This is a genomic window from Kribbella sp. VKM Ac-2571 (genome assembly GCF_004362255.1).
GTDB classification, from domain to species: Bacteria; Actinomycetota; Actinomycetes; order Propionibacteriales; family Kribbellaceae; genus Kribbella; species Kribbella pratensis.
This window is the reverse complement of record NZ_SNWS01000001.1, coordinates 776,398-796,560: the sequence shown is the minus strand read 5'-3', so window position 1 is coordinate 796,560 and position 20,163 is coordinate 776,398. Positions and strand designations below refer to the sequence as shown.

Annotated in this window: 21 protein-coding genes; 5 read left to right on the top strand and 16 right to left on the bottom strand. The window is 69.1% G+C overall.

The window, feature by feature from the left end; genetic code table 11:
• Window positions 1-39 precede the first annotated feature (39 nt).
• On the top strand, window positions 40-1,293 hold the full coding sequence (locus tag EV651_RS03825; RefSeq protein WP_133781943.1) for an aspartate aminotransferase family protein: 1,254 nt from the start codon (window positions 40-42) through the stop codon (window positions 1,291-1,293).
• Window positions 1,294-1,532: 239 nt separating this feature from the next.
• On the opposite strand, the gene EV651_RS03820 is transcribed toward EV651_RS03825, so the two are convergent.
• Together EV651_RS03820 and EV651_RS03815 are read right to left on the bottom strand one after the other, a co-directional pair.
• Window positions 1,533-2,966 (bottom strand): MFS transporter, encoded by a 1,434-nt coding sequence (locus EV651_RS03820; RefSeq protein WP_238156631.1) that lies wholly within the window; start codon window positions 2,964-2,966, stop codon window positions 1,533-1,535.
• 179 nt (window positions 2,967-3,145) lie between these two features.
• On the bottom strand, window positions 3,146-3,856 hold the full coding sequence (locus EV651_RS03815; RefSeq protein ID WP_166658480.1) for a TetR/AcrR family transcriptional regulator: 711 nt from the start codon (window positions 3,854-3,856) through the stop codon (window positions 3,146-3,148).
• A 112-nt stretch (window positions 3,857-3,968) separates the two neighbouring features.
• Here EV651_RS03815 and EV651_RS03810 point away from each other — a divergent pair, with 112 nt between their 5' ends.
• Window positions 3,969-5,420, top strand: a complete 1,452-nt coding sequence (locus EV651_RS03810; RefSeq protein WP_133781939.1) for a DHA2 family efflux MFS transporter permease subunit — start codon at window positions 3,969-3,971, stop codon at window positions 5,418-5,420.
• Window positions 5,421-5,483: 63 nt separating this feature from the next.
• Here EV651_RS03810 and EV651_RS03805 read toward each other — a convergent pair whose 3' ends face one another.
• Window positions 5,484-5,840 carry an iron-sulfur cluster assembly accessory protein gene (locus EV651_RS03805; protein ID WP_130446795.1) on the bottom strand — a complete coding sequence of 119 codons (357 nt, stop codon included), beginning with the start codon at window positions 5,838-5,840 and terminating at the stop codon, window positions 5,484-5,486.
• Between the two features lie 148 nt (window positions 5,841-5,988).
• Complete coding sequence (locus EV651_RS03800; protein WP_133781937.1) at window positions 5,989-7,083, bottom strand: glycerate kinase; 1,095 nt, start codon at window positions 7,081-7,083, stop codon at window positions 5,989-5,991.
• Window positions 7,084-7,302: 219 nt separating this feature from the next.
• Here EV651_RS03800 and EV651_RS03795 point away from each other — a divergent pair, with 219 nt between their 5' ends.
• Window positions 7,303-7,704: a VOC family protein gene (locus EV651_RS03795; RefSeq protein WP_133781935.1), complete on the top strand. Its 402-nt coding sequence runs from the start codon at window positions 7,303-7,305 to the stop codon at window positions 7,702-7,704.
• Entirely contained in the window at window positions 7,704-7,856 is a 153-nt protein-coding gene (locus EV651_RS41780; protein WP_202870136.1) for a hypothetical protein, read from the top strand. Before EV651_RS03795 ends, EV651_RS41780 begins: the two co-directional genes overlap by 1 nt.
• A gap of 6 nt (window positions 7,857-7,862) precedes the next feature.
• Here the strand turns inward: EV651_RS41780 and EV651_RS03785 are convergent, their stop codons facing one another.
• The 8 genes from EV651_RS03785 to EV651_RS03750 all read right to left on the bottom strand — a co-directional run bounded on the left by EV651_RS03785 (window position 7,863) and on the right by EV651_RS03750 (window position 16,044).
• The gene (locus EV651_RS03785) at window positions 7,863-8,498 is read right to left on the bottom strand and encodes an SRPBCC family protein (protein WP_133781933.1); all 636 of its coding nucleotides are present in this window, start codon (window positions 8,496-8,498) and stop codon (window positions 7,863-7,865) included.
• Entirely contained in the window at window positions 8,495-9,349 is an 855-nt protein-coding gene (locus EV651_RS03780) for a xanthine dehydrogenase family protein subunit M (RefSeq protein WP_133781931.1), read from the bottom strand. The genes EV651_RS03785 and EV651_RS03780 overlap by 4 nt, the downstream gene beginning before the upstream one ends.
• Window positions 9,346-11,769, bottom strand: coding sequence for a xanthine dehydrogenase family protein molybdopterin-binding subunit (locus EV651_RS03775; protein ID WP_133781929.1), 2,424 nt, complete (start codon window positions 11,767-11,769; stop codon window positions 9,346-9,348). Before EV651_RS03775 ends, EV651_RS03780 begins: the two co-directional genes overlap by 4 nt.
• Entirely contained in the window at window positions 11,766-12,275 is a 510-nt protein-coding gene (locus tag EV651_RS03770; RefSeq protein WP_133781927.1) for a (2Fe-2S)-binding protein, read from the bottom strand. The genes EV651_RS03775 and EV651_RS03770 overlap by 4 nt, the downstream gene beginning before the upstream one ends.
• Before the next feature lie 75 nt (window positions 12,276-12,350).
• Complete coding sequence (locus EV651_RS03765; RefSeq protein ID WP_133781925.1) at window positions 12,351-13,466, bottom strand: XdhC/CoxI family protein; 1,116 nt, start codon at window positions 13,464-13,466, stop codon at window positions 12,351-12,353.
• Entirely contained in the window at window positions 13,459-14,484 is a 1,026-nt protein-coding gene (locus EV651_RS03760; protein WP_238156630.1) for a VWA domain-containing protein, read from the bottom strand. Before EV651_RS03760 ends, EV651_RS03765 begins: the two co-directional genes overlap by 8 nt.
• A 70-nt stretch (window positions 14,485-14,554) precedes the next feature.
• Complete coding sequence (locus tag EV651_RS03755) at window positions 14,555-15,430, bottom strand: MoxR family ATPase (protein ID WP_133781921.1); 876 nt, start codon at window positions 15,428-15,430, stop codon at window positions 14,555-14,557.
• A gap of 38 nt (window positions 15,431-15,468) precedes the next feature.
• Entirely contained in the window at window positions 15,469-16,044 is a 576-nt protein-coding gene (locus tag EV651_RS03750; protein WP_166658479.1) for an NTP transferase domain-containing protein, read from the bottom strand.
• Window positions 16,045-16,126: 82 nt separating this feature from the next.
• Here EV651_RS03750 and nadA point away from each other — a divergent pair, with 82 nt between their 5' ends.
• Window positions 16,127-17,308, top strand: coding sequence for a quinolinate synthase NadA (nadA, locus tag EV651_RS03745; protein ID WP_133781918.1), 1,182 nt, complete (start codon window positions 16,127-16,129; stop codon window positions 17,306-17,308).
• A 22-nt stretch (window positions 17,309-17,330) separates the two neighbouring features.
• Here nadA and EV651_RS03740 read toward each other — a convergent pair whose 3' ends face one another.
• From EV651_RS03740 to EV651_RS03725, 4 genes are read right to left on the bottom strand one after another with little or no spacing between them, the layout of a single operon-like run.
• On the bottom strand, window positions 17,331-18,521 hold the full coding sequence (locus tag EV651_RS03740; protein ID WP_133781916.1) for a glycosyltransferase family 4 protein: 1,191 nt from the start codon (window positions 18,519-18,521) through the stop codon (window positions 17,331-17,333).
• Complete coding sequence (locus tag EV651_RS03735) at window positions 18,521-18,937, bottom strand: adenylyltransferase/cytidyltransferase family protein (RefSeq protein ID WP_133781914.1); 417 nt, start codon at window positions 18,935-18,937, stop codon at window positions 18,521-18,523. Before EV651_RS03735 ends, EV651_RS03740 begins: the two co-directional genes overlap by 1 nt.
• Window positions 18,937-19,668 (bottom strand): CDP-alcohol phosphatidyltransferase family protein, encoded by a 732-nt coding sequence (locus tag EV651_RS03730; RefSeq protein ID WP_133781912.1) that lies wholly within the window; start codon window positions 19,666-19,668, stop codon window positions 18,937-18,939. The genes EV651_RS03735 and EV651_RS03730 overlap by 1 nt, the downstream gene beginning before the upstream one ends.
• 20 nt (window positions 19,669-19,688) lie before the next feature.
• Entirely contained in the window at window positions 19,689-20,099 is a 411-nt protein-coding gene (locus EV651_RS03725) for an adenylyltransferase/cytidyltransferase family protein (protein WP_238156629.1), read from the bottom strand.
• Window positions 20,100-20,163 lie beyond the last annotated feature (64 nt).

Sequence of the window (20,163 nt, the reverse complement as noted above, 5' to 3'; positions counted from 1 at the left end):
TGTCGACAATCTACCATCCGACGACTGGAGGGGAAGTCCGTGGCCGAGCTCTCGCAGATCCTCAAGCAGGCGACCGGTGTGGTCGCCGCCCGCGGTGAGGGCGTCCAACTGTTCGACGAGGAAGACCGCAGGTACCTGGACTTCACCGCCGGCATCGGCGTCACCTCGACCGGGCACTGCCATCCGCGAGTGGTCGCGGCCGCCCAGGAGCAGGTCGGCCGGATCATCCACGCGCAGTACACGACCGTGATGCACCGGCCGTTGCTCACGCTGGTGGAACGGCTCGGCGAGGTCCTCCCCCGGCACCTCGACCGGATGTTCTTCGCGAACTCCGGCAGCGAGGCGATCGAGGCCGCCCTACGGCTCACCCGCCAGGCGACCGGCCGGCCGAACGTGATCGTGTTCCACGGCGGCTTCCACGGCCGGACCGTGGCGGCGGCCACGATGACCACGTCCGGGACCAAGTTCCGCTCCGGCTTCAGCCCGTTGATGGCCGGCGTCCACGTATCGCCGTTCCCGGACCCCGGTCACTTCGGCTGGCCCGTCGAGCAGGCGACCGACTTCGCGCTCAGCCAGTTGGACTATGTCCTGCAGACGTTGAGTACGCCGGCCGACACCGCGGCGCTCTTCGTAGAGCCGGTGCTCGGCGAGGGTGGGTACGTGCCGGCGAACGAGCGGTTCTTCGCGGGCCTTCGCGAGCGTGCCGACGCGCACGGGATCCTGCTCGTGGTGGACGAAGTACAGACCGGGTTCGGGCGGACCGGGAGGTTCTGGGGCGGCGACCACTTCGGTTCGCATCCGGACGTCCTGGTCACGGCGAAGGGACTCGCGTCCGGGTTCCCGTTGTCGGGGATCGCTGCGTCGTCGGAGCTGATGGAGAAGGCATGGCCCGGTTCGCAGGGCGGCACGTACGGCGCGAACGCGGTCGCGTGTGCGGCGGCGTTGGCGACGTTGGACGTCATCAAGGACGAGGGGCTCGTGCAGAACTCCGCGGACCGTGGCGCTCAGCTCAAGCAGGCGCTGCAACTGGTCGCGGACAAGCACGAGCAGATCACCGACGTCCGCGGACTCGGGCTGATGATCGGTAACGAGTTCCGGGACGCGGACGGGAAGCCGGACCCGGTCACGGCCGCCGCGGTCCAGCAGGAGGCGGCACGCCGGGGCTTGCTGCTCCTCACGTGCGGCGCCTGGGGTCAGGTCGTGCGCTTCATTCCCGCGCTGGTCGTCTCCCCCGACGAGATCGACGAGGCCGCAGCCCTCTGGTCCGACGCAGTCACCTCAGTAATCGGCTGAGCCACCGGCTGACTCGCCGGTCGGGTCGCCGTTCGGGTCGGTCGATCCCGTCGCCGGTCGGATCGGTCGATCACGCGTCGCCGGTGGGGTCGATCGAGCGGTGGGGTAGTCGGTCGGGTCGCCGTTCGGGCCGCGGGTTGGGGTGTCGGCTGCTGGGTTTGGTCGGGTCGGATTCGCGCTCTCCGGAAACTTTTTCGCGGTGGTTGGCGAATTGTTTCCGGAGAGCGCGGATCCGCAGGTCAGGCCTTGGCGTGGGCCGGTTCGAGGGCGACCGGCGGCGGGGCGTCGTCGGTGCCCGGGATCTCGGTGCCGTTGAGCGGGCACCGTGACGTCTCGGGGACCTTGGCGAGCGCGAGCGCACCCACGACGCAGGCCGCCATCATGTAGTACGCCGGCACCAGCGAGTCACCCAGCTTCGACGTCAGCCAGTCGTTGACCGCGGGCGCCGTACCGCCGAACAACGAGGTCGACACGTTGTACGCGATCGCGAATCCGGCGTACCGGACGTGCGTCGGGAACATCGCCGGGAACGTCGCGGAGATCGTCGCGAGCTGCGGCACGTACAGCAGACCGAGGACCGCAAAGCCGATGATCGCGCCGGCCACGTTCGTGCCCATCAGCAGGAACATCGGGACGCCGAACACGAACAGGCCGGCCAGCGACGCCCACCACAGCGGCTTGCGGCCGAGCCGGTCCGACGCGCGCCCGGCGAACGGGACGAAGATCATCATTGTCAACATTCCGATGATCGGCACGATCAGCGATTCGTCCGCGCTCAGCCCGATCTCTTTCTCGAGGTACGTCGGCATGTACGTAAGCAGCGTGTAGTTCACGACGTTCAACGCGATGACCATGCCGCCGAGCCGCAGGATCGGAGCCCAGTAAACGGCGAGTAGGTCCTTGAACTGGGTCGTCGTCTCCTGCTCCTTCTGGCCCTTCGCCTCGAGCTCACGGAACACCGGCGTGTCCTCCAGCCGGGACCGGAGATAGACGCCGACCAGACCGAGCGGCGCGGCGACCAGGAACGGCAGCCGCCAGCCCCAGGCGTGCATCGCGTCGTCGCCGAGCACCAGCGAGAAGCCGAGCATCAGCAGCGCGCCGAGTGAGAAGCCGGCCAGCGTGCCGAACTCCAGGAAGCTCCCGAGGAACCCGCGCTTGCGACTCGGTGCGTACTCGGCCATGAAGGTCGCGGCACCGCCGTACTCGCCACCGGTCGAGAAGCCCTGGATCATCCGCAGCAGGACGAGCAGGATCGGCGCCCACAGCCCTATCGAGTCGTACGAGGGGACCAGACCGGCGAGCAGTGTCGCGCCGGACATCATCAGGATCGTGATCGCCAGCACGTGCTTGCGGCCCAACCGGTCTCCGAGCGGGCCCCAGACGAGTCCGCCGAGCGGGCGGACCAGGAACGAGACGGCGAACGTCATCAGCGCCAGCAGGGTCTGGCTCTCGGTGTCGCCCGGGAAGATCGCGGCCGAGATGTACGTCACGCCGTAGGCGTAGATGCCGTAGTCGAACCATTCGGTCGCGTTCCCGATCGCCGAGGCGGCGATCGCTTTCCTGAGCACTGCCGGCGGCTGCTCCCGTTCGGTCGTGGTCACAGGCGGCCCGTCCTGGGCGCCTTCACCCTGCGGGGGCTTGGCGCTCGCAGGCGGCGGGGTCTCAGAGTCCACGGTTTCCTCCTGTCGTCATACGGCCTCACCCGAGGGCCCACCTGCGGACAGTCCACACGCCCACGGGATCAGTTCGTAGTTTTGTTGACAATCCGAAGGTTAGCCATGTGCAATCGTGAACCACAAGCGATCACTACCGCTCGATCACGCCAAATCGTTCAAGCCCGCTTCAACGCCGTTCAGGGGCGTTCGGCGAGGGAGGCGAGGCCGGCTGTGATCACCGCGATGCCGAACTCGAACCGGTCATCCCCCGCCGCGCCGGCCGTCAATGGACCCGCGAGCGCCATCGTGAGCGGGAATCGGTCGGCCGGCAACGAGGCGAAGTAGGACCGCAACCCGTCGAGGAATCGCTCGATATCCTCGGGGCTCCACTGATCCGCCCGCTGCACGTTCTCCTCGAACGCCACCGCGGTCACGTACAGCGGGATCAGGTCGACCGCCCACGCGACCGCCTGATCCGGCAGCCCGCCGGCCTTGAGGATGCCGAGCAGACACTCGGTAGTACGCAGCGCGGCCTCCCCCAGCGGCACCGCTCCGATCGCGGCCCGCGCCACACCGGGCATCGTCCGCATCGCGCGCAGCATCTCGCGCATCGCTTCCTTCAACTGCTCCTGCCAGCGCTCGGGATCCGGCGGCGAGGGCAGGTTCATCGCCTGCGCCGCGCGGTCGACCAGGAGTTGATCGAGCTCCTTCTTGTTCGCGACATGCGCGTACAGCGAGGCGGGGCCGGTATGCAGTTCCTGCGCGATCTTCCGCATCGAGACCGCCTCGTACCCCTGGTCGATCATCACCCGCAGGGCAGTGTCGACGATCCGCTCCCGGTTCAGCGGCTCCTTGGCCGGACGCACGGGCTTGGCGGGACTGATCGGCTGCCACGGCGATTGGGTCATATGAACCACTGTAGCGAACGCCGTACTTGACGAGAACACCATTCGAGCGTAGAACAGTGTTCGTCAACGAACACCGTTCGCCAAAGACCTCACTAACCCGAAGGAGCCACCTATGAGCGCCACCGCCGTACAGACCTCACCCGACACCACGCCCACCCCGCGCGGTACGCCGTACCGCTGGCGCTGGCTCGTGGTCGCCACCATCCTCGTCGCCGAGATCATGGATCTTGTCGACGCGACGATTGTCAACATTGCTGCTCCGTCGATCCGGGCGGACCTCGGCGGCTCCGAATCGGCCATGCAGTGGATGCTCGCCGGCTACACCCTGGCCTTCGCGATCGGACTGGTCACCTTCGGCCGGCTCGGCGATCTGGTCGGGCGCCGGCGGCTGTTCATCATCGGCGCCCTCGGGTTCACGATCGCGTCCGCGGTCTGCGGGCTGGCAACCAGCCCGGAGTTGCTGATCGGCAGCCGGGTTGCGCAGGGCCTGCTCGGCGCGGTCATGATCCCGCAGGGTTTCGCGATCCTGAAGTCGATCTTCCCGCCGGACGAGATCGGCAAGGCGTTCGCGATGTTCGGCCCGGTGATGGGACTGTCGGCGGTCGCCGGCCCGATCCTGGCCGGCGTACTGATCGACGCGAACTGGTTCGACGCCGGCTGGCGGACGATCTTCTTCATCAACGTCCCGATCGGGATCGCCGCCCTGGCGGGCGCGCTGCGCTTCATGCCCGAGGTCAAGACCCCCGGGGCGTCCCGGCTGGACGCCATCGGCGTGATCCTGGTCAGCCTCGCCTCCGGCCTGCTGATCTACCCGCTGGTGCAAGGTCGCGAGCTCGGCTGGCCGTTGTGGACAATCCTGATGTTGACTTCCTCGGTCGCGGTCTTCGCGCTGTTCGGCTGGCGGGAGCGCCGGTCCGGCAACCCGGTCATCGACCCGTCGCTGTTCCGCAACCGCGGGTACGTCGCCGGCCTCGGCGTGATCACCACGTTCTTCCTCGCGATGAACGGCTTCATGCTGGTCTTCAACCTGTTCACCCAGCTGGGCCTGCACTACAGCCCACTGAAGGCGGGCCTCGCGATGGTGCCGTTCTCGCTCGGGATCGCGATCGGCGCGCCGCTGTCCGCGGGTCTGCTCGCTCCGAAGCTCGGCCGCAAGGCGCTGCAACTCGGCATCGCCGTGATGGCGGTCGCGATGGTCGGCGTGTGGTTCACCCTGCACACGCACGGCGACGCGACCACGATCTGGAACCTGGTCCCGGCGACGCTGGCCACCGGCATCGGCGCCGGCATGGTGTTCGCCCCGCTGTTCGACATCATCCTGGCCTCGATCGACGACCAGGCCGCGGGCTCGGCGTCCGGCGTACTGACCGCCATGCAGCAGTACGGCGGCGCGATCGGAGTCGCCGTGATCGGCACCGTGTTCTTTCAGCTGCTGCCGACCCACGCGTTCCTGGGTGCGACGAAAACCTCGGTCCTGGTCGCGATCGGCCTGTTCGTCGTCAGCCTCGCGGTGTCGTACCTACTCCCGAAGCGCGCCCGGGAGGAAAGCGTCGGTCACGGCTGATGAAAAGTCGGGACATGCCGAAGCCCCTGGTCGCCTGCCGGCGGCCAGGGGCTTCAGGTCAGCTCAGTTGAACGAGTCGCCGCAGGCGCAGGAGCCGGTGGCGTTCGGGTTGTCGATGGTGAAACCCTGCTTCTCGATGGTGTCGACGAAGTCGATCGACGCACCCTTGAGGTACGGAGCGCTCATCCGGTCGGTGACGACACTCACACCACCGAAGTCGGCCACCACGTCGCCGTCGAGCTGGCGCTCGTCGAAGAACAGCTGGTACCGCAGCCCGGAGCACCCACCCGGCTGCACGGCGACCCGGAGCGCGAGGTCGTCGCGGCCTTCCTGGTCGAGCAGCGCCTTCACCTTGGCGGCGGCCCCGTCGGTGAGGAGAACACCCGTGGCAACGGCCTGCTCGGTCTGCGCTTCAGTCATTCCTGACTCCAGTCATCTGCTCAAGTGCCGACGTACAGCTGCGTCAGCACGGAAGTCTCTTGTCAACACAGGCCAACGTCACCCGGCCCGCGCTCATTCCCATGGTCGCACACCAATTTCGCAGATCAACTACCCCGTCAGAGAGTGGTCACCGGGCCCAGGTGCGGGCGACACGCTCCGCGACCGCGGCCAGCGAGCCGTGCGGGTCTGCGAAGGCCTGCTCCTCGCCGACCGCGTCGACCAGCGCGTACGCCGACTCGACACCCATCGAACGCATCTCGCGGGACCCGATCAGGACCTTGCCCGCGAGGACGACGCAGGGGCGCATCGCGTCGTTCGCGATCTTCGCGACACCCGCGATCACCTTGCCGTCGCGGGACTGGAAGTCGAACGCTCCTTCACCGCTGATGACCAGATCGACCTGCGACGCTTTCTGCTTGAGCCCGGTCAGCTCTGCGACCAGGTCGATCCCGGAGACCCGCTCGGCGCCGAGCAGCAGCAGCGCGTACCCGAGCCCGCCCGCGGCACCCGCACCCTTCTTGTCCGCGGTCTTCCGGTCGGCCAGCTCCGCGAAGTGCGTCAGCCAACCGTCGACCTCAGGCTTGCGCTCGTCCGAGATCCCCTTCTGCGAACCGAACACATTCGTCGCGCCGCGCAGCCCGAGCATCGGATTCTCCACATCACTGGCCGCAACGAACTCAACCCCCGCGACCCGCTCCCGAGCCGGCCCCAGATCCACGGCCCCCAGCCCAGCCAGCCCCGCGGCTCCCCTGTCCAGCTGACCGGACTCCGCGGTCGCACCGAGCGCGGCGAGCAGGCCAGCGCCCGCGTCGTTCGTGCCGGATCCTCCGAGGCCGAGGATGATCCGCTTCGCGCCGGCGTCCACGGCTGCTGTGATCAGTTGCCCAACCCCGTACGTGCTCGCCTCCTCAGGACGCCGCTGCTTCGGCTCCACCAGGTGCAGCCCGCAAGCCTGCGCGGTCTCGACGTACGCCGTCTCGCCGGCGAGCAGCACCGTCGCGGGAGTCTCCTCGCCGAGTGGCCCACGCACAGTGACCGACAGCAACTTCCCGTCGACCACCGCAGACAGTACGTCGATGAACCCCGGACCGCCGTCGGCCATCGGCGCGACCAGTACCTCAGCACCCGGGTCCCGCCGCCGCCACCCTTCCTCGATGGCCGCCGCAGCCTCAACGGCTGTCAGCGTCCCCGCGAACTTGTCCGGCGCAATCAGAATCCGCATGCGCACATCCTCCCTCACAGCACCTGCCGGCCGGGCGCCCCGTCCAAGTCCGCCAGCGCGCTTGGCGGGCCTAACGACAGGACGTAGTCGTATACGTACACCGCACCGCCCGCCTGAGCAGCCCGCGAACCCACGGCGATCACCGGCCACCTCCTGTTGTTAGCGCTCAAGGATTAGGCTGATTGACGGGGACTGGAGAGAACAGTTGGATCGTTCGGCATGAAGACAGTCCTGTTCGCGCTGCGCGTGACCGACCTGGAACGTTCACTCGCCTTCTACGACGGGGTCGGGTACGTGAAGCTCGCCACGATGCCGTTCGAGGACGGCTCCACCCTGGTCTGGCTCCGCTTGCCGGACGAGCCGTCTGTGTCCCTCGAACTCGTCCACCGCCCCGCGGACGGCCCGGTCGAGGTGGGTGGGTTCGCGCACTTCGCGATCGAGGTCGAGTCACTCGCCGACACCCTCACCCGCCTCACGGCGGCAGGTCTGCGCCCCGGCACGGCCGAACTCCCGGGCGGTCCCGACGGCCCGAAAACCTCCTGGCTCCTCGACCCGGACGGCTACCGCATCGAGCTCGTCGAGTGGCCCCCAGGCGGCGCACCCATGTCGGCGGACTCTTGATGCAGCGGCCGGCAATGGTGCCTTGGCCGGCGCTTGGGCTGCGCTGGTCGATGGCGGGGAGGTGCTCGGTGCTGCGGCTCGCGCCGCGGTACCGGTTGCCGGAGACGACGCGGCGCGCGCACCGGGCGTGCCGCGAAGGACTGCTCGGCTGACTCCTGTCAGCGGCGGAACAGGCGGCGGAGGAGTAGGGCGAGGGCGGCTCCGATCAGGTAGGGGGCTGCGCGGCGGGCCAGGGCCGGGACGAGTGTGGCGCCGAGGTCCAGCGGGACCGCGTCGGTGTCCGGTGGTGCGCTGGTCGGTGATGGCTGCTGCGCGGAAGGCTCGGTTGCTGCCGGGGGTTCTTCGGGGGCGGTGCTCAGTTTGGTGGTCAGGCAGGTGGTGAATTGGGCCAGGAGTTTGTCGGACACGTCCTGGACCAGGCCGCGGCCGAACTGGGCGGGCCGACCGGTGATGGTCAGGTCCGTATCGACGGTGACCTCGGTGACCCCGGAGTCCGTGCCGGTCAGGCGGGCGGTGACGCGGGCGGTCGCCGTACCGTTGCCTCGCTTGTCCTTGCCCTTGGCCTCGATCACGGCGTGATGGTCGGACTCGTCCCGCTCGAGGAACGTGCCGGTGCCGTTGTACTGCAGCGACACCGGTCCGAGCTTGACCTTGCACGAGCCGGTGAATTCGTCACCCTCGTGCGACGCCAGGGTGGCGCCGGGGAAACACGGCACCACCCGTTCGAGGTCGTTGAACGCGGCCCACGTCTCCTCTACGGGCGCGGGTACGACGAACCTGTGCTCGAGCTTCACGCCGTACCTGCCGCGGCCAGGACCGCCCGGCGGGTGAGCACGGTGGCGAGATGTCGTCGGTAGTCCGCGTCACCGTTGAGGTCGCTCCCCGGTGACGTTCCGTCCGCCGCCCGCGCCGCGGCCTCGCGGATGGCGTCCGCGGTCGCGGGCTTCCCCACCAGCGCCGCCTCGACCGCGGTCGCCCGGACGGGGGCCGGGCCCATGTTGCCGAGCCCGACCCGCGCCTCGGCGATCGAGTCACCGTCCAGCCGTACGGCGGCCGCGACCGAGACGATCGACCAGGCCTGCGCGACCCGGTTGAACTTCTCGTAGTGCGCGCCCCAGCCGGTGTACTTCGGCACCCGTACCTCAACCAGCAACTCGTCCTCGCCGACCGCCGTACTGAACACGCCCTGGAAGAACTCTGCGGCGGGCACCGTCCGCCGGCCGTCCGCCCCGGCGATCACGAACGACGCGTCCAGCGCGACCGCGACCGCGGGCAGGTCCGCCGCCGGATCCGCATGCACCAGCGACCCGCCGAACGTCCCGCGGTGCCGGACCTGCGGATCCCCGACCGTTGCCGTGGCCAACGAAATCAGCCGGGCATGCGCACCGACCAACGGATCCGACTGCACCGTGCTGTGCGGAGTCATCGCGCCGATCACCAGCGCGTCGCCGTCGTCCCGCACGCCGTGCAGTTCGTCGATCTTCTGAATGTCGACAATCACCTCAGGTGCCGCCAGCCGCAACCGCAGCGCCGGCATCAGGCTCTGCCCGCCCGCGAGCACCTTCGCGTCGTCGTGCTCGCGCAGCAACCCGAGCGCCTCGTCCACGCTCGTCGGGCTGAAGTACTCGAACGCCGCCGGGATCATGACCGCGCCTCCTTCTGCTGGGCACCTTCCCGGGCACCTTCCTGGGCACCTTCCTGGATCGCCTTCCAGACCCGGTACGGCGTACACGGCATCTGCACGTCCGTGACCCCGAGCGGCCGCAGCGCGTCGACAATCGCATTGACGACAGCCGGCGTCGACGCGATGGTCCCGGCTTCGCCGACTCCCTTCACACCGAGCTGGTTCGTGGTCGCCGGCGTCTCGGTCCGCGCGGTCTCGAACGCCGGCAGATCCGGCGCCCCCGGCACCAGGTACTGGTCGAACGACCCGGTGACCAGCGTCCCGCCCTCGTCGTGCACCGCCTCCTCGAACAGCGCCTGTGCGATGCCCTGGGCCAGCCCGCCGTGCACCTGCCCCTCGACGATCATCGGGTTCACCACCACGCCGACGTCGTCGACGCAGACGTACGAGCGCATCTTCGTCGCACCGGTCTCGGTGTCGACCTCGACCGCGCACAGATGCGTGCCGTGCGGGAACGAGAAGTCGTCCGGGTCGAGGGTCGCGTCGGCGTCCAGGCTCGCTTCGGCCGAGCCGCCCAACTTGTGTCCCTGGAAGACCGCGAACGCGAGCTCGGCCATCGTCATCCCGGCGTCGGTCCCGCGCACGCCGTACCGGCCGCCGCTGAAGTCGAGGTCGTCCGCGTTCGCTTCCAGCAGCTGCGCCGCGATCGGCTTCGCCTTCTCGATCACCTTGTCCGCGGCGGCCAGCACCGCCATGCCGCCGACGGCCAGCGACCGCGACCCGTACGTGTCCAGCCCGCGTACGGCGACCTGCGTGTCTCCGTGCAGCACTTCGACATCCTCGAACGCCACGCCGAGCCTGTCCGCGACCAGCTGGCTCCACGCGGTCTCGTGTCCCTGGCCGTGCGGACTCGTCCCGGTGACGACCTCGACCTTCCCGGTCGGCAGCATCCGTACCGCGGCGTGCTCCCAGCCACCGCCGACGTACCCCATCGAGCCGAGCCAGCGCGAGGGCGCGAGGCCGCACATCTCGGTGAACGTCGAGATGCCGATCCCGAGCTGGACCGGGTCGCCCGACTCCCGGCGCCGCCGCTGCTCCGCGCGCAGCTCGTCGTACCGGAAGAGCTCGCGCGCCTTCGCGGTCGCGGCCTCGTAGTTGCCGGAGTCGTAGCGCAGCCCGGACACCGTCGAGAACGGGAACTCCTCGTGCTTGATCCAGTTCCGCTCGCGGATCTCGAGGGCGTCGACGCCGACCCGGGCGGCGAGCTCGTCCATCATCCGCTCGATCGCGTACGTCGCCTCGGGCCGGCCGGCGCCGCGGTATGCATCGGTCCACGTCTTGTTCGTGAACACGTTGGTGATGCCCAGGTGGTACGCCGGGAACTTGTAGATCCCGTTGTACATGAACGCCCCGAGCAGCGGGATCGCCGACGTCACCAGGCCGAGGTACGCGCCCATGTCGGCGATCAGCTCGACCTTCAGCCCGGTGACCGTGCCGTCGGCGTTCGCGGCCAGCGTGACCTGCTGCCACTGGTCCCGGCCGTGGTGCGCGACCATCAACGACTCGGACCTGGTTTCGGTGTATTTACAGGGCTTCCCGGTACGCCGGGCCGCGATGACCGTGAGTACTTCCTCCGGGGTGAACTGCAGCTTGCCGCCGAAACCGCCGCCGACATCCGGTGCGATCACCCGGACCTTGCTCTCCGGGATGCCGAGCACGAGCGCGATGAAGATCTTCACGAAATGCGGTACCTGGGTCGACGACCAGACGGTCATCTGTTCAGTTGTCGGATCGACGACAATCGACCGCGGCTCCATGAACGCCGGGATCAGGCGCTGCTGGCGGAACTCCTTCTCGATCACGATGCCGCCGTCGCGGGCGGCCGCGATCGCCGCCTCGACGTCGCCGCCGGTGCCCGACTCGGCCGAGTCGTACGACCACACCGCGGACACATTCGTCCCGAGATCCGGATGCGCGATCACCTCGTCGCGGGCGGCCGCCTTGAGTTCGAGGGCGGGTTCGAGCTCCTCGTAGTCGACGTCGACGAGGTCGGCGGCGTCGTTCGCCTCGGCCGCCGTCCGGGCGATGACCATCGCGACGATCTCACCGGCGAACGCGACATGGTCGACCGCCATCGACGGGTGCACCGGCGCCTTCTGGTCGGGGATGACCGCCCACGCGTTCGGCAGCGCGCCCTGTTCGTCGGCGATGTCGGCGCCGGTGATCACGGCAACGACGCCGGACGCCGCCTTGGCCGCCTCGGTGTCGATCGCCGTGATCCGGGCGTGCGCGAACGGGCTGCGCACCATCGCGAGGTGTTGCAGGCCGGGCAGCACGATGTTGTCGGTCCAGCGGGTCCGGCCGGTGATCAGCCGGGCGTCCTCCTTGCGCCGGCGCGAGGCGCCGATCTCGGTCGCCGGGCGTTCCTCGGTGGCGGTCATTGCGCACCTCCGGCCGCGCTGTGCTGTGCTTCTGCCGGTGCTGCGGGTGCTGCCGCTGCTGCCGCTCGGACGGCCTTGACGATGTTCTGGTAGCCGGTGCAGCGGCAGAGGTTGCCCTCGAGCCCGTGCCGGATGTCCTCGTCGCTCGGATTCGGATTGTCTGCAATCAGATCGATGGATTGCATGATCATTCCTGGTGTGCAGTATCCGCACTGCAGGGCGTGGTTCTCGTGGAAGGCCTGCTGCATCGGGTGCAGCGCGCCGTTCGTCGCGAGCCCTTCGATGGTGGTGATCTCATGACCGTCGGCCTGGACCGCGAGCAACGAGCAGGACTTCACACTCCGCCCGTCCAGGTGAACCGTGCAGGCGCCGCAGTTGCCGGTGTCGCAGCCGACCACGGTGCCCGTCTTCCCCAGTTGCTCGCGCAGATACAGCACGAGCAGCGTGCGCGGCTCCACCTCGTCCGTGAAGCTGCTTCCGTCGACCTTGACCGTGATCCGGGTCATCGCCCCGCCTCCAGATGTCAGCAATCGCCGTACGTTTGATCCTGCTCCTGTTGTGACGTGGACCACAAGCCTCGATCAGTGGTGGATCGGTCCTGCTGCCCCGGAAAGTCGTTGCCCGGCGCCACCCCACCGCTGGGCGATGATCTCGGCGGCGATGCTCACCGCGGTCTCCTCCGGCGTCCGCGCACCGAGGTCCAGACCGATCGGGCTCGAGAGTCGCGCCACCTCTTCCTCGGTCAGCCCGGCCTCCCGCAACCGCTTCAGCCGGTCGTCGTGCGTGCGCCGCGATCCCATCGCGCCGATATAGGCGACCTGCGGCAGCCGCAACGCGACCTCCAGCAGCGGTACGTCGAACTTCGGGTCGTGCGTCAGTACGCAGATCACCGTCCGGTCGTCGATCCGGCCGGACGCCGCCTCACCGGACAGGTACCGGTGCGGCCAGTCCACGACCACGTCGTCCGCGGACGGGAACCGCGACGCGGTGGCGAACACCGCCCGCGCGTCGCAGACCGTCACGCGGTACCCGAGGAACGACCCGAGCCGCGCGACCGCCGCCGCGAAGTCGATCGCCCCGAACACCAGCATCCGCGGCACCGGCGCGTACGACGACACGAAAACCCGCATCCCCTCCCCCCGCCGCTGCCCGTCCGGCCCGTACTCCAACGTCTCCGATCGTCCGTTTGCCAACAATCCGCGCGCATCGTCAAGCACCGCATCATCAGCCCGATCCGCCCCAAGCCCTCCCGCCGAAGCATCGGGACGGATGATCAAGCGTCGGCCGACCCTCGCCGGGTCGGGGTGTGCGACCACGGTCGCGACCGCGACCGGGCGGCCCTCGGCGATGTCCGCTGCCACCTCCGCCAGTTCCGGGAACGTCGTACGGTCGACCTTCTCGACGAACACGTCGATGATGCCGCCGCAGGTGAGTCCGACCGCGAACGCCGACTCGTCACTCACGCCGTACCGCTGCAGCACGGGCTCGCCGGACTCGAGGATCTCCTCGCCGAGCTGGTACACCGCGCCCTCGACGCAGCCGCCCGAGACGCTGCCGACCACCTCCAGCTCGGGGCCGACCAGCATCGCCGCACCCGGCGGCCGGGGCGCCGAGTCGAACGTCGCGACAACGGTGCCGACAGCAACCGATTCGCCGGCCTGCCACCACGTCAGCAGCTTGTCGAGCACGTCACGCATCCGCCACCACCTCCAGGAGTTCGGCGAAGCTGGCCAAGCTGTGCCCGGCAACGAGGTCGTCCAGGTGCGGCAGTACGGCGACGATCCCGGCCTGCACCGGCTCGTATCCCCGCTTGCCGCGATGCGGATTCAGCCACACCACCCGATGCGCAAGTCCCGCCAGCCGCTGCAGTTGCGCGCCGAGCAGCGACGCGTCACCGCGCTCCCACCCGTCACTGCACACCACGACGACGGCCCGCCGCGCCGTACCGCGTTGACCCCAGCGATCCAGGAACACCTTCAGCACCTCCCCCAGCCGTGTCCCGCCCGACCAGTCCGGTACGACGTCACCCGCCAACCGCAACGCGAACTCGGGATCGCGGTGCCGCAGCGCCGGGGTGACGCGGGTGAGCCGCGTGCCGATCGTGAAGACCTCGACCGACCGCGGCGCCTGCTGGACCATCACGTGCGCGAGCCGCAGCAGACTGTCGGCGTACGGGCGCATGGAGCCGGAGACGTCGATCAGTACGACGACGCGCCGCGGCCGGACGCCCCGGCGACGGTAGCGGACACGGCCCGGTTCGCCGACCTGGCGCAGTTGGGCGCGTAGCGTGCGGCGCGGGTCGATCTCGCCGCGATGAGACGGGCGGCGCCGGTTCGCGCGGCGCATCGGGGCCTGCGGGCGGAGGGTGCCGAAGAGGCGGGCGAGTTCGGCGCGGTCGGCGGCGGAGAGTTCGGCGACGTCGCGGTGCCTGAGGACTTCCGTCGTACTGGCTGAGACGTTGAGAGTGTGGTCGCCCTCGGTTTCGTCGGTGCCTTCGCCGAGGTTGGCCTGGACGGAGGGCTGTGGGGTGCGGCTCGGGACGACGCCGCGCGATCGGTCGCCGGTGAACCAGGCAGCGAACACCTCGTCGTACCTCGCGGTGTCGTCGGGGCCACTGCACAAAGCGGCGCGGCCGGCCCAGTACACGTCCGCGGTCAGGGTCGCGTCGAGTGAAGCAACGGCTTGCAGGAAGAGGTGCACCCGGTCGGCCGTCACCGCGAGTCCAGCGTGTCGAAGCGCAGTAGCAAACCCAGCCAGCGCAAGATCCGGAGCAGCCATCGGGGTCTCAGCTCGCCAGCAGGCGGTCGAGGGATTCGCGGACGCGGTCGGTGTCCTCGCGGTACTTGAGGACCGCACCAAGGGTCGCGGCCGCCGTCTCGACGTCGAGTACGTCGGCGCCGAGCGCATCGAGGGCGCGCGCCCAGTCGAGCGTCTCGGCGACACCGGGCGGCTTGAGCAGATCGAGGTCACGCATTCGCTGCACCGATCGAGTGACCTGCTCGGCAAGCCGCGCGGACACCTCTGGCAGCCGGGTCCGGACGATCTCGATCTCGCGCGCCAGCCCCGGATGATCGATCCAGTGGTACAGGCACCGGCGCTTGAGCGCGTCATGCACCTCGCGGGTCCGGTTCGAGGTCAGCACCACGATCGGCGGGACCTCAGCCGTGATCGTGCCGAGTTCCGGAATCGTCACCTCGTACGTCGACAGCACCTCGAGCAGGAAAGCCTCGAACTCGTCGTCGGCCCGGTCGATCTCGTCGACGAGCAGTACGGCGGGACTTTCGCGGAGGGCCCGCAGTACCGGACGGGACAGCAGGAACCGCTCGTCGAAAAGGCTCTTCTCGACCTCTTCGACCGCCGCGTCGGAGCTGGTCGCCTCGACGGTGCGCAGATGCAGGATCTGGCGCGGAAAGTCCCAGTCGTAGAGCGCCTGCGAGGCGTCGATGCCCTCGTAACACTGCAGCCGGATCAGGTCCAGGTCGAGCGCCTCGGCGATGGCGGCGGCGAGCGAGGTCTTGCCGGTGCCCGGCTCGCCTTCCAGCAGCAACGGGCGGTGCAGCGCGAGCGCGAGATACCCGACCGTGGCCAAGCCCTCTCCGGCTAGATACCCGGTCGCCCGCAGACACTCGGCAAGCTCAGCCGCCGAGCCGACGGCACTCACTCCTTCAGCATTCACCCACTTCCCACGGTTGCCAACCCTCACCCGTGCCCGGGCGGGAGCTCCCCGCGCGTGTCGACGTCCTCCCCGTCGCCCACATCCGCGCACTCGACCAGGGCCACCTCGTGTTCCCGCAGGTACCCCCGAGCCCCCTCGTCGCCCCGCGCCGACGCGATCACCCCGTCCCAATGCGCCCGCCCGATCAGCACCGGATGCCCCGGCACACCCCGGTACGTCGCCCGCACCAGAGCGTCCTTGCCACCGCGATCCGCAACCCGCCGTACAGCGGCCGCCGTCAGCCCCGGCACGTCCACCGTCGCCACGAGCACCGCGTTCGATGACGTGTTGGTTGAGCGAAGGCCGGCACGGAGGGAGGCCCCCATCCCCTCGTCCCAATCGGTTGCCTCGACAACCTCGACCGGCTCGTCGGACAGTTCCGCGCGCGCCTGATCCGCGGACGCCCCCACGACTACGACAACCGGTGAGCAGCCGGCCTCGGTGAGCAGACGGGACGTACGGACCACCCACGTCACCCCGTCAGCGTCCCGGATGAGTGCTTTCGGCGTACCCATCCGCCGCCCGGCCCCCGCGGCGAGCACCAGCCCCGCGATCTTCACACCAGGACTGTACTGATTTCACACTCTGAGCAGTGACGTGCCCCACGCGGCGTACCGGGATCGGCGTGCGACGATATCTGACGTGACGACGATCGCAGACGGCTCGAAGTCCCTTCCGTTGCTGTTCCTCGGGCAGAACACGGACCCGCACTCCGAGCGCGGTGTCGAGTGCCCGGGCGCGCTCCCGCCGGCGTCCGACCCGGACCTGGTCGAGCGGGCACTGAAGGCGAAGGCGGCCCTCGGTGACCAGGTGTTCGTGCTCGGGCACCACTACCAGCGCGACGAGGTGATCCAGTTCGCGGACGTCACCGGTGACTCGTTCAAGCTCGCCCGCGACGCGGCAGCCCGCCCGGACGCGCCGTACATCGTGTTCTGCGGTGTGCACTTCATGGCCGAGTCCGCGGACATCCTCACCAACGACGACCAGACGGTGATCCTGCCGGACCTCGCGGCCGGCTGCTCGATGGCGGACATGGCGCGTATCCAGCAGGTCGAGGCCGCGTGGGACGCGCTCGCCGACGCCGGCGTCGCGGACGTGACGGTGCCGGTCACCTACATGAACTCCAGCGCCGACATCAAGGCGTTCTGCGGCCGTAACGGCGGCGTCGTGTGTACGTCGAGCAACGCGGAGACCGCGCTCAACTGGGCGTTCGAGCAGGGCGAGAAGGTGCTCTTCCTCCCGGATCAGCACCTCGGCCGCAACACCGCCGTACTGCAGCTGGGACTGTCGCTCGACGACTGCGTGGTCTACGACCCACACAAGCCGAACGGCGGCCTGACGAACGAGCAGCTCGCGGCGGCGAAGATGATCCTGTGGCGCGGGCACTGCTCGGTGCACGGCCGGTTCACCCCCGAATCCGTCGACGACGTCCGCTCGCGGGTCCCCGGCGTGAACGTGATCGTCCACCCCGAGTGCCGCCACGAGGTGGTCACGAAGGCGGATCAGGTCGGCTCCACGGAGTACATCATCAGCGCCTTGGAAGCTGCCGAACCCGGTACGTCGTGGGCCGTCGGCACCGAGCTCAACCTGGTCCAGCGCCTCGCGAAGCAGCACACCGACAAGAACATCGTTTTCCTCGACAAGACGGTCTGCTACTGCGCCACGATGAACCGCATCGACCTCCCGCACTTCGTCTGGGCCCTGGAGAACCTGGTAGCCGGCCACGTCGTCAACCCCATCAAGGTCGACGCCGACACCCAGCACTACGCCAAGGTAGCCCTCGACCGAATGCTCGCCCTCCCCGGCAAAACCGCCCGCGACTAGTTGTCCTGCCCAGGCAGGTTAACTAGTCCGCGGACACCCGCGCCGGGGTGTACCAGTCGGCCAGGAGGTTGGGGAGGCGGTCGGGGCCCCAGCGGTCTACTGGGGTGATTCGGCCGCGTAGCGAGGCGAGGCCCTTCGCGAGTTCGCCTACTACGTCGCCCTGCCAGGGGACGGTGACGCCTTCGTCGGGGCCGACGATGACGGCGGGGCCGCCCCGGTTCACGCAGACCACGGGGCAGCCGGAGGCGAGAGCCTCGGTGACGGCCCAGCCGGCGGCTTCGCGGAACGCGGGGGCGAGGAGGGCGTCGGCGCGGAACATGGCCGCCAGCACCTCCTCGCGCGGCAGGGCGCCCATGAACTCGACACGATCGCGAACACCGAGCTGCCAGGCCAGGCTTTCCGCACGTCCCCAATCGGGACCGTCGCCGATGATCCGCAGCTCCCAGTTGGCCGCCTGAGGACGCGCGAGCGCGCTGATCGCGAGCAGCACGCCCTTCCACGGGATCAGCCGCCCGACGAACAGCGCCGTCTTCACACCGGGAGCACCGAACGGCTCATAAGGACCGGACGCGGTGAAGCGCCGGATCGCCACGTTGGGCTGGACCACGATCTCGCGAGCGTACGGCGCGAACGCCTCCGCCACATCGTTGTTCTGGGCAACCATCAGGTCGGCCGTCCGCGCCATCCGCCGCCCGGTCGCGCGGCGCCGGAGCCCGGTGTACGCACGGCGTACCAGCTCAGCCACGACACCGCGCGCGCCGAGCCAGTGCGCCATCGACAGCGGCGCGCTCGTCGACCCGCCCACCGGTCCCCAGATCACCTTGGCGGACGACGGTTCGACCACGCCCGCGCCCATCCAGTCGACCGCGAAGGTCAGGTGATGGATCACGTCGAACGACTGCTCCGCATGCAGGCGCCGCGCCGTACGACGAGCCAGCCCCTGCCACAGCGGGTAGTACCAGTACACGTCCGAGGGCCGTCGCCGCAGCCGGAGAATCCAGCGAGGCAGCTCGAGCGGTACGACGGTCAGACCGGGCACCGGCCGCGCCGCGAGCTCTTCGGAGATCTCGTGCACGAACTTGCCCCGGGTCAGCAACCAGACGTCGTGGTCCCGCGCCGCCGCCTTCGCCCACGCCCACCCGGCGCCCGGCTCGGACCCGCCCGTCGGCCGGCAGGCGTACGCGCTGAGCAGTACCTTCGGCCGGCCGTACATCAGCTCATCCCCTCCAGGAGCCTGCGCAGATCCGTGCTCGAGGTGGAGGCGGTGTACGGGAAATAGTGCACCTGTGCGCCGACCTCACCCAGCAGCCTTTCCAGTCTCTTCCCCTTTTCCGTTCCCTTCCAGTCATCGCCTTTGAAGAGAACGTCGTACCGCAGCTGCTGCCACATCTCGAACTTGTCGCTCGACCAGTCGCTCACCACCTCGTCGACAAGGTCGAGCGCCCGGATGACATCCATCCGTTCCTGGTGCGGAACCACCGGCGGCCGGCCCTTGATCCGGGTGACGACCTCGTCCTCGACGACGCCCGCGATCAGGTGGTCGCAGTGCTCGCGGGCGCGGCGCAGGATGTTCAGGTGCCCGATGTGGAACATGTCGTACACCCCGGGCGCGTACCCGACGATCGCCATCAGCCGCGCACCCCCAGCGCGGCCATCTCCCGGTACCACTTCCCGACCGCGGCCGCGAGGAACAGGACGTTCAGCACCAGCAGAGCGCCGTACAGCACGACGAACAACGACGGCGTACCGAAGGCGAGGAAGACCAGGCACAGTACGCCGTAGTCGGTCGGTGCGATGAGCAACGACTTCAGCACGGAATCGCCGCGCACGTTGGGTTTGGTGGAGGCGTCGTGCCGCCGGCGGAGCTGGTCGATCAGGATCAGCCCGAAGAACAGCACCGACGACACGCACACGTACGCGAGCGGGACCAGCAACACCAGATCGTTGTCAAAGGCATCGAAACGGTAGAACGAGATCAGTACGGCGCTGTGCAGCAGCACGATCTTGACCGCGTCGATCATGTGGTCGAGCCACTCACCCAACGCCGACCCGCCGCCGCGCAGCCGGGCCAGCTGCCCGTCCGCGGAGTCCAGCCCGTACCCGAGCACGAGCAAGAACGTCACCGCCAGCGCAAGGCCGAGTGACGGGCGCACGCAGGCCAGCAGCACGATCCCGATCAGCGAGCAGAATCCGGACGCGAGGCTCACCTGGTTCGGCGTCCGCCTCCCGAGGAACGCCGCGGCCGCGAACACGCGCCCGATCCGCCGGTTCACGAATCGTGAGTACGCCGGCGTACCGGCCGACGGCTTCTGCGCCCGGGACAGCTGCGCGACGGTATCCCGCAGCCCAGCTCTGCTCATTGTTCGCTCGCTACGCTCGCTCATGCGACGTTCGAACTGCGGGACTGCCGCTGGTCGATCGCGGCGCGCAGGATCGGGCTGCGCGAGCCGCGGCCGGCGGGCAGGACGGTGATCAGGCCGACCGGAATCCCGTCGAGCTCGTCCACCCCCAGCACGCCGTCCGTGGCGCCGGCAGCGAACACGGTCTGTACTCCCAGTACGCCGGTCAGCCAGTCGGACCGTACGTCGTCCAAGGCAACTACCTCGTCGACGCAGCGCAGGTGCTCGACGATCTGCGCCCGCTCGAGCAGCGGCACGAACGGCCGCCCGCCCCACGCGTTCAGCGCCCACTCGTCGGACAGCACCGCCACGACGAGCCGGTCGCAGTGCCGCCGCGCCCGCTCGAGCACCTCGACATGGCCCACGTGGAACAGGTCGAAGACTCCAGCCACGCATCCGACCCGGGGCACACTGCCCACAGTCACATCCCCCAACACGAACTCCTGAATTCCGTCC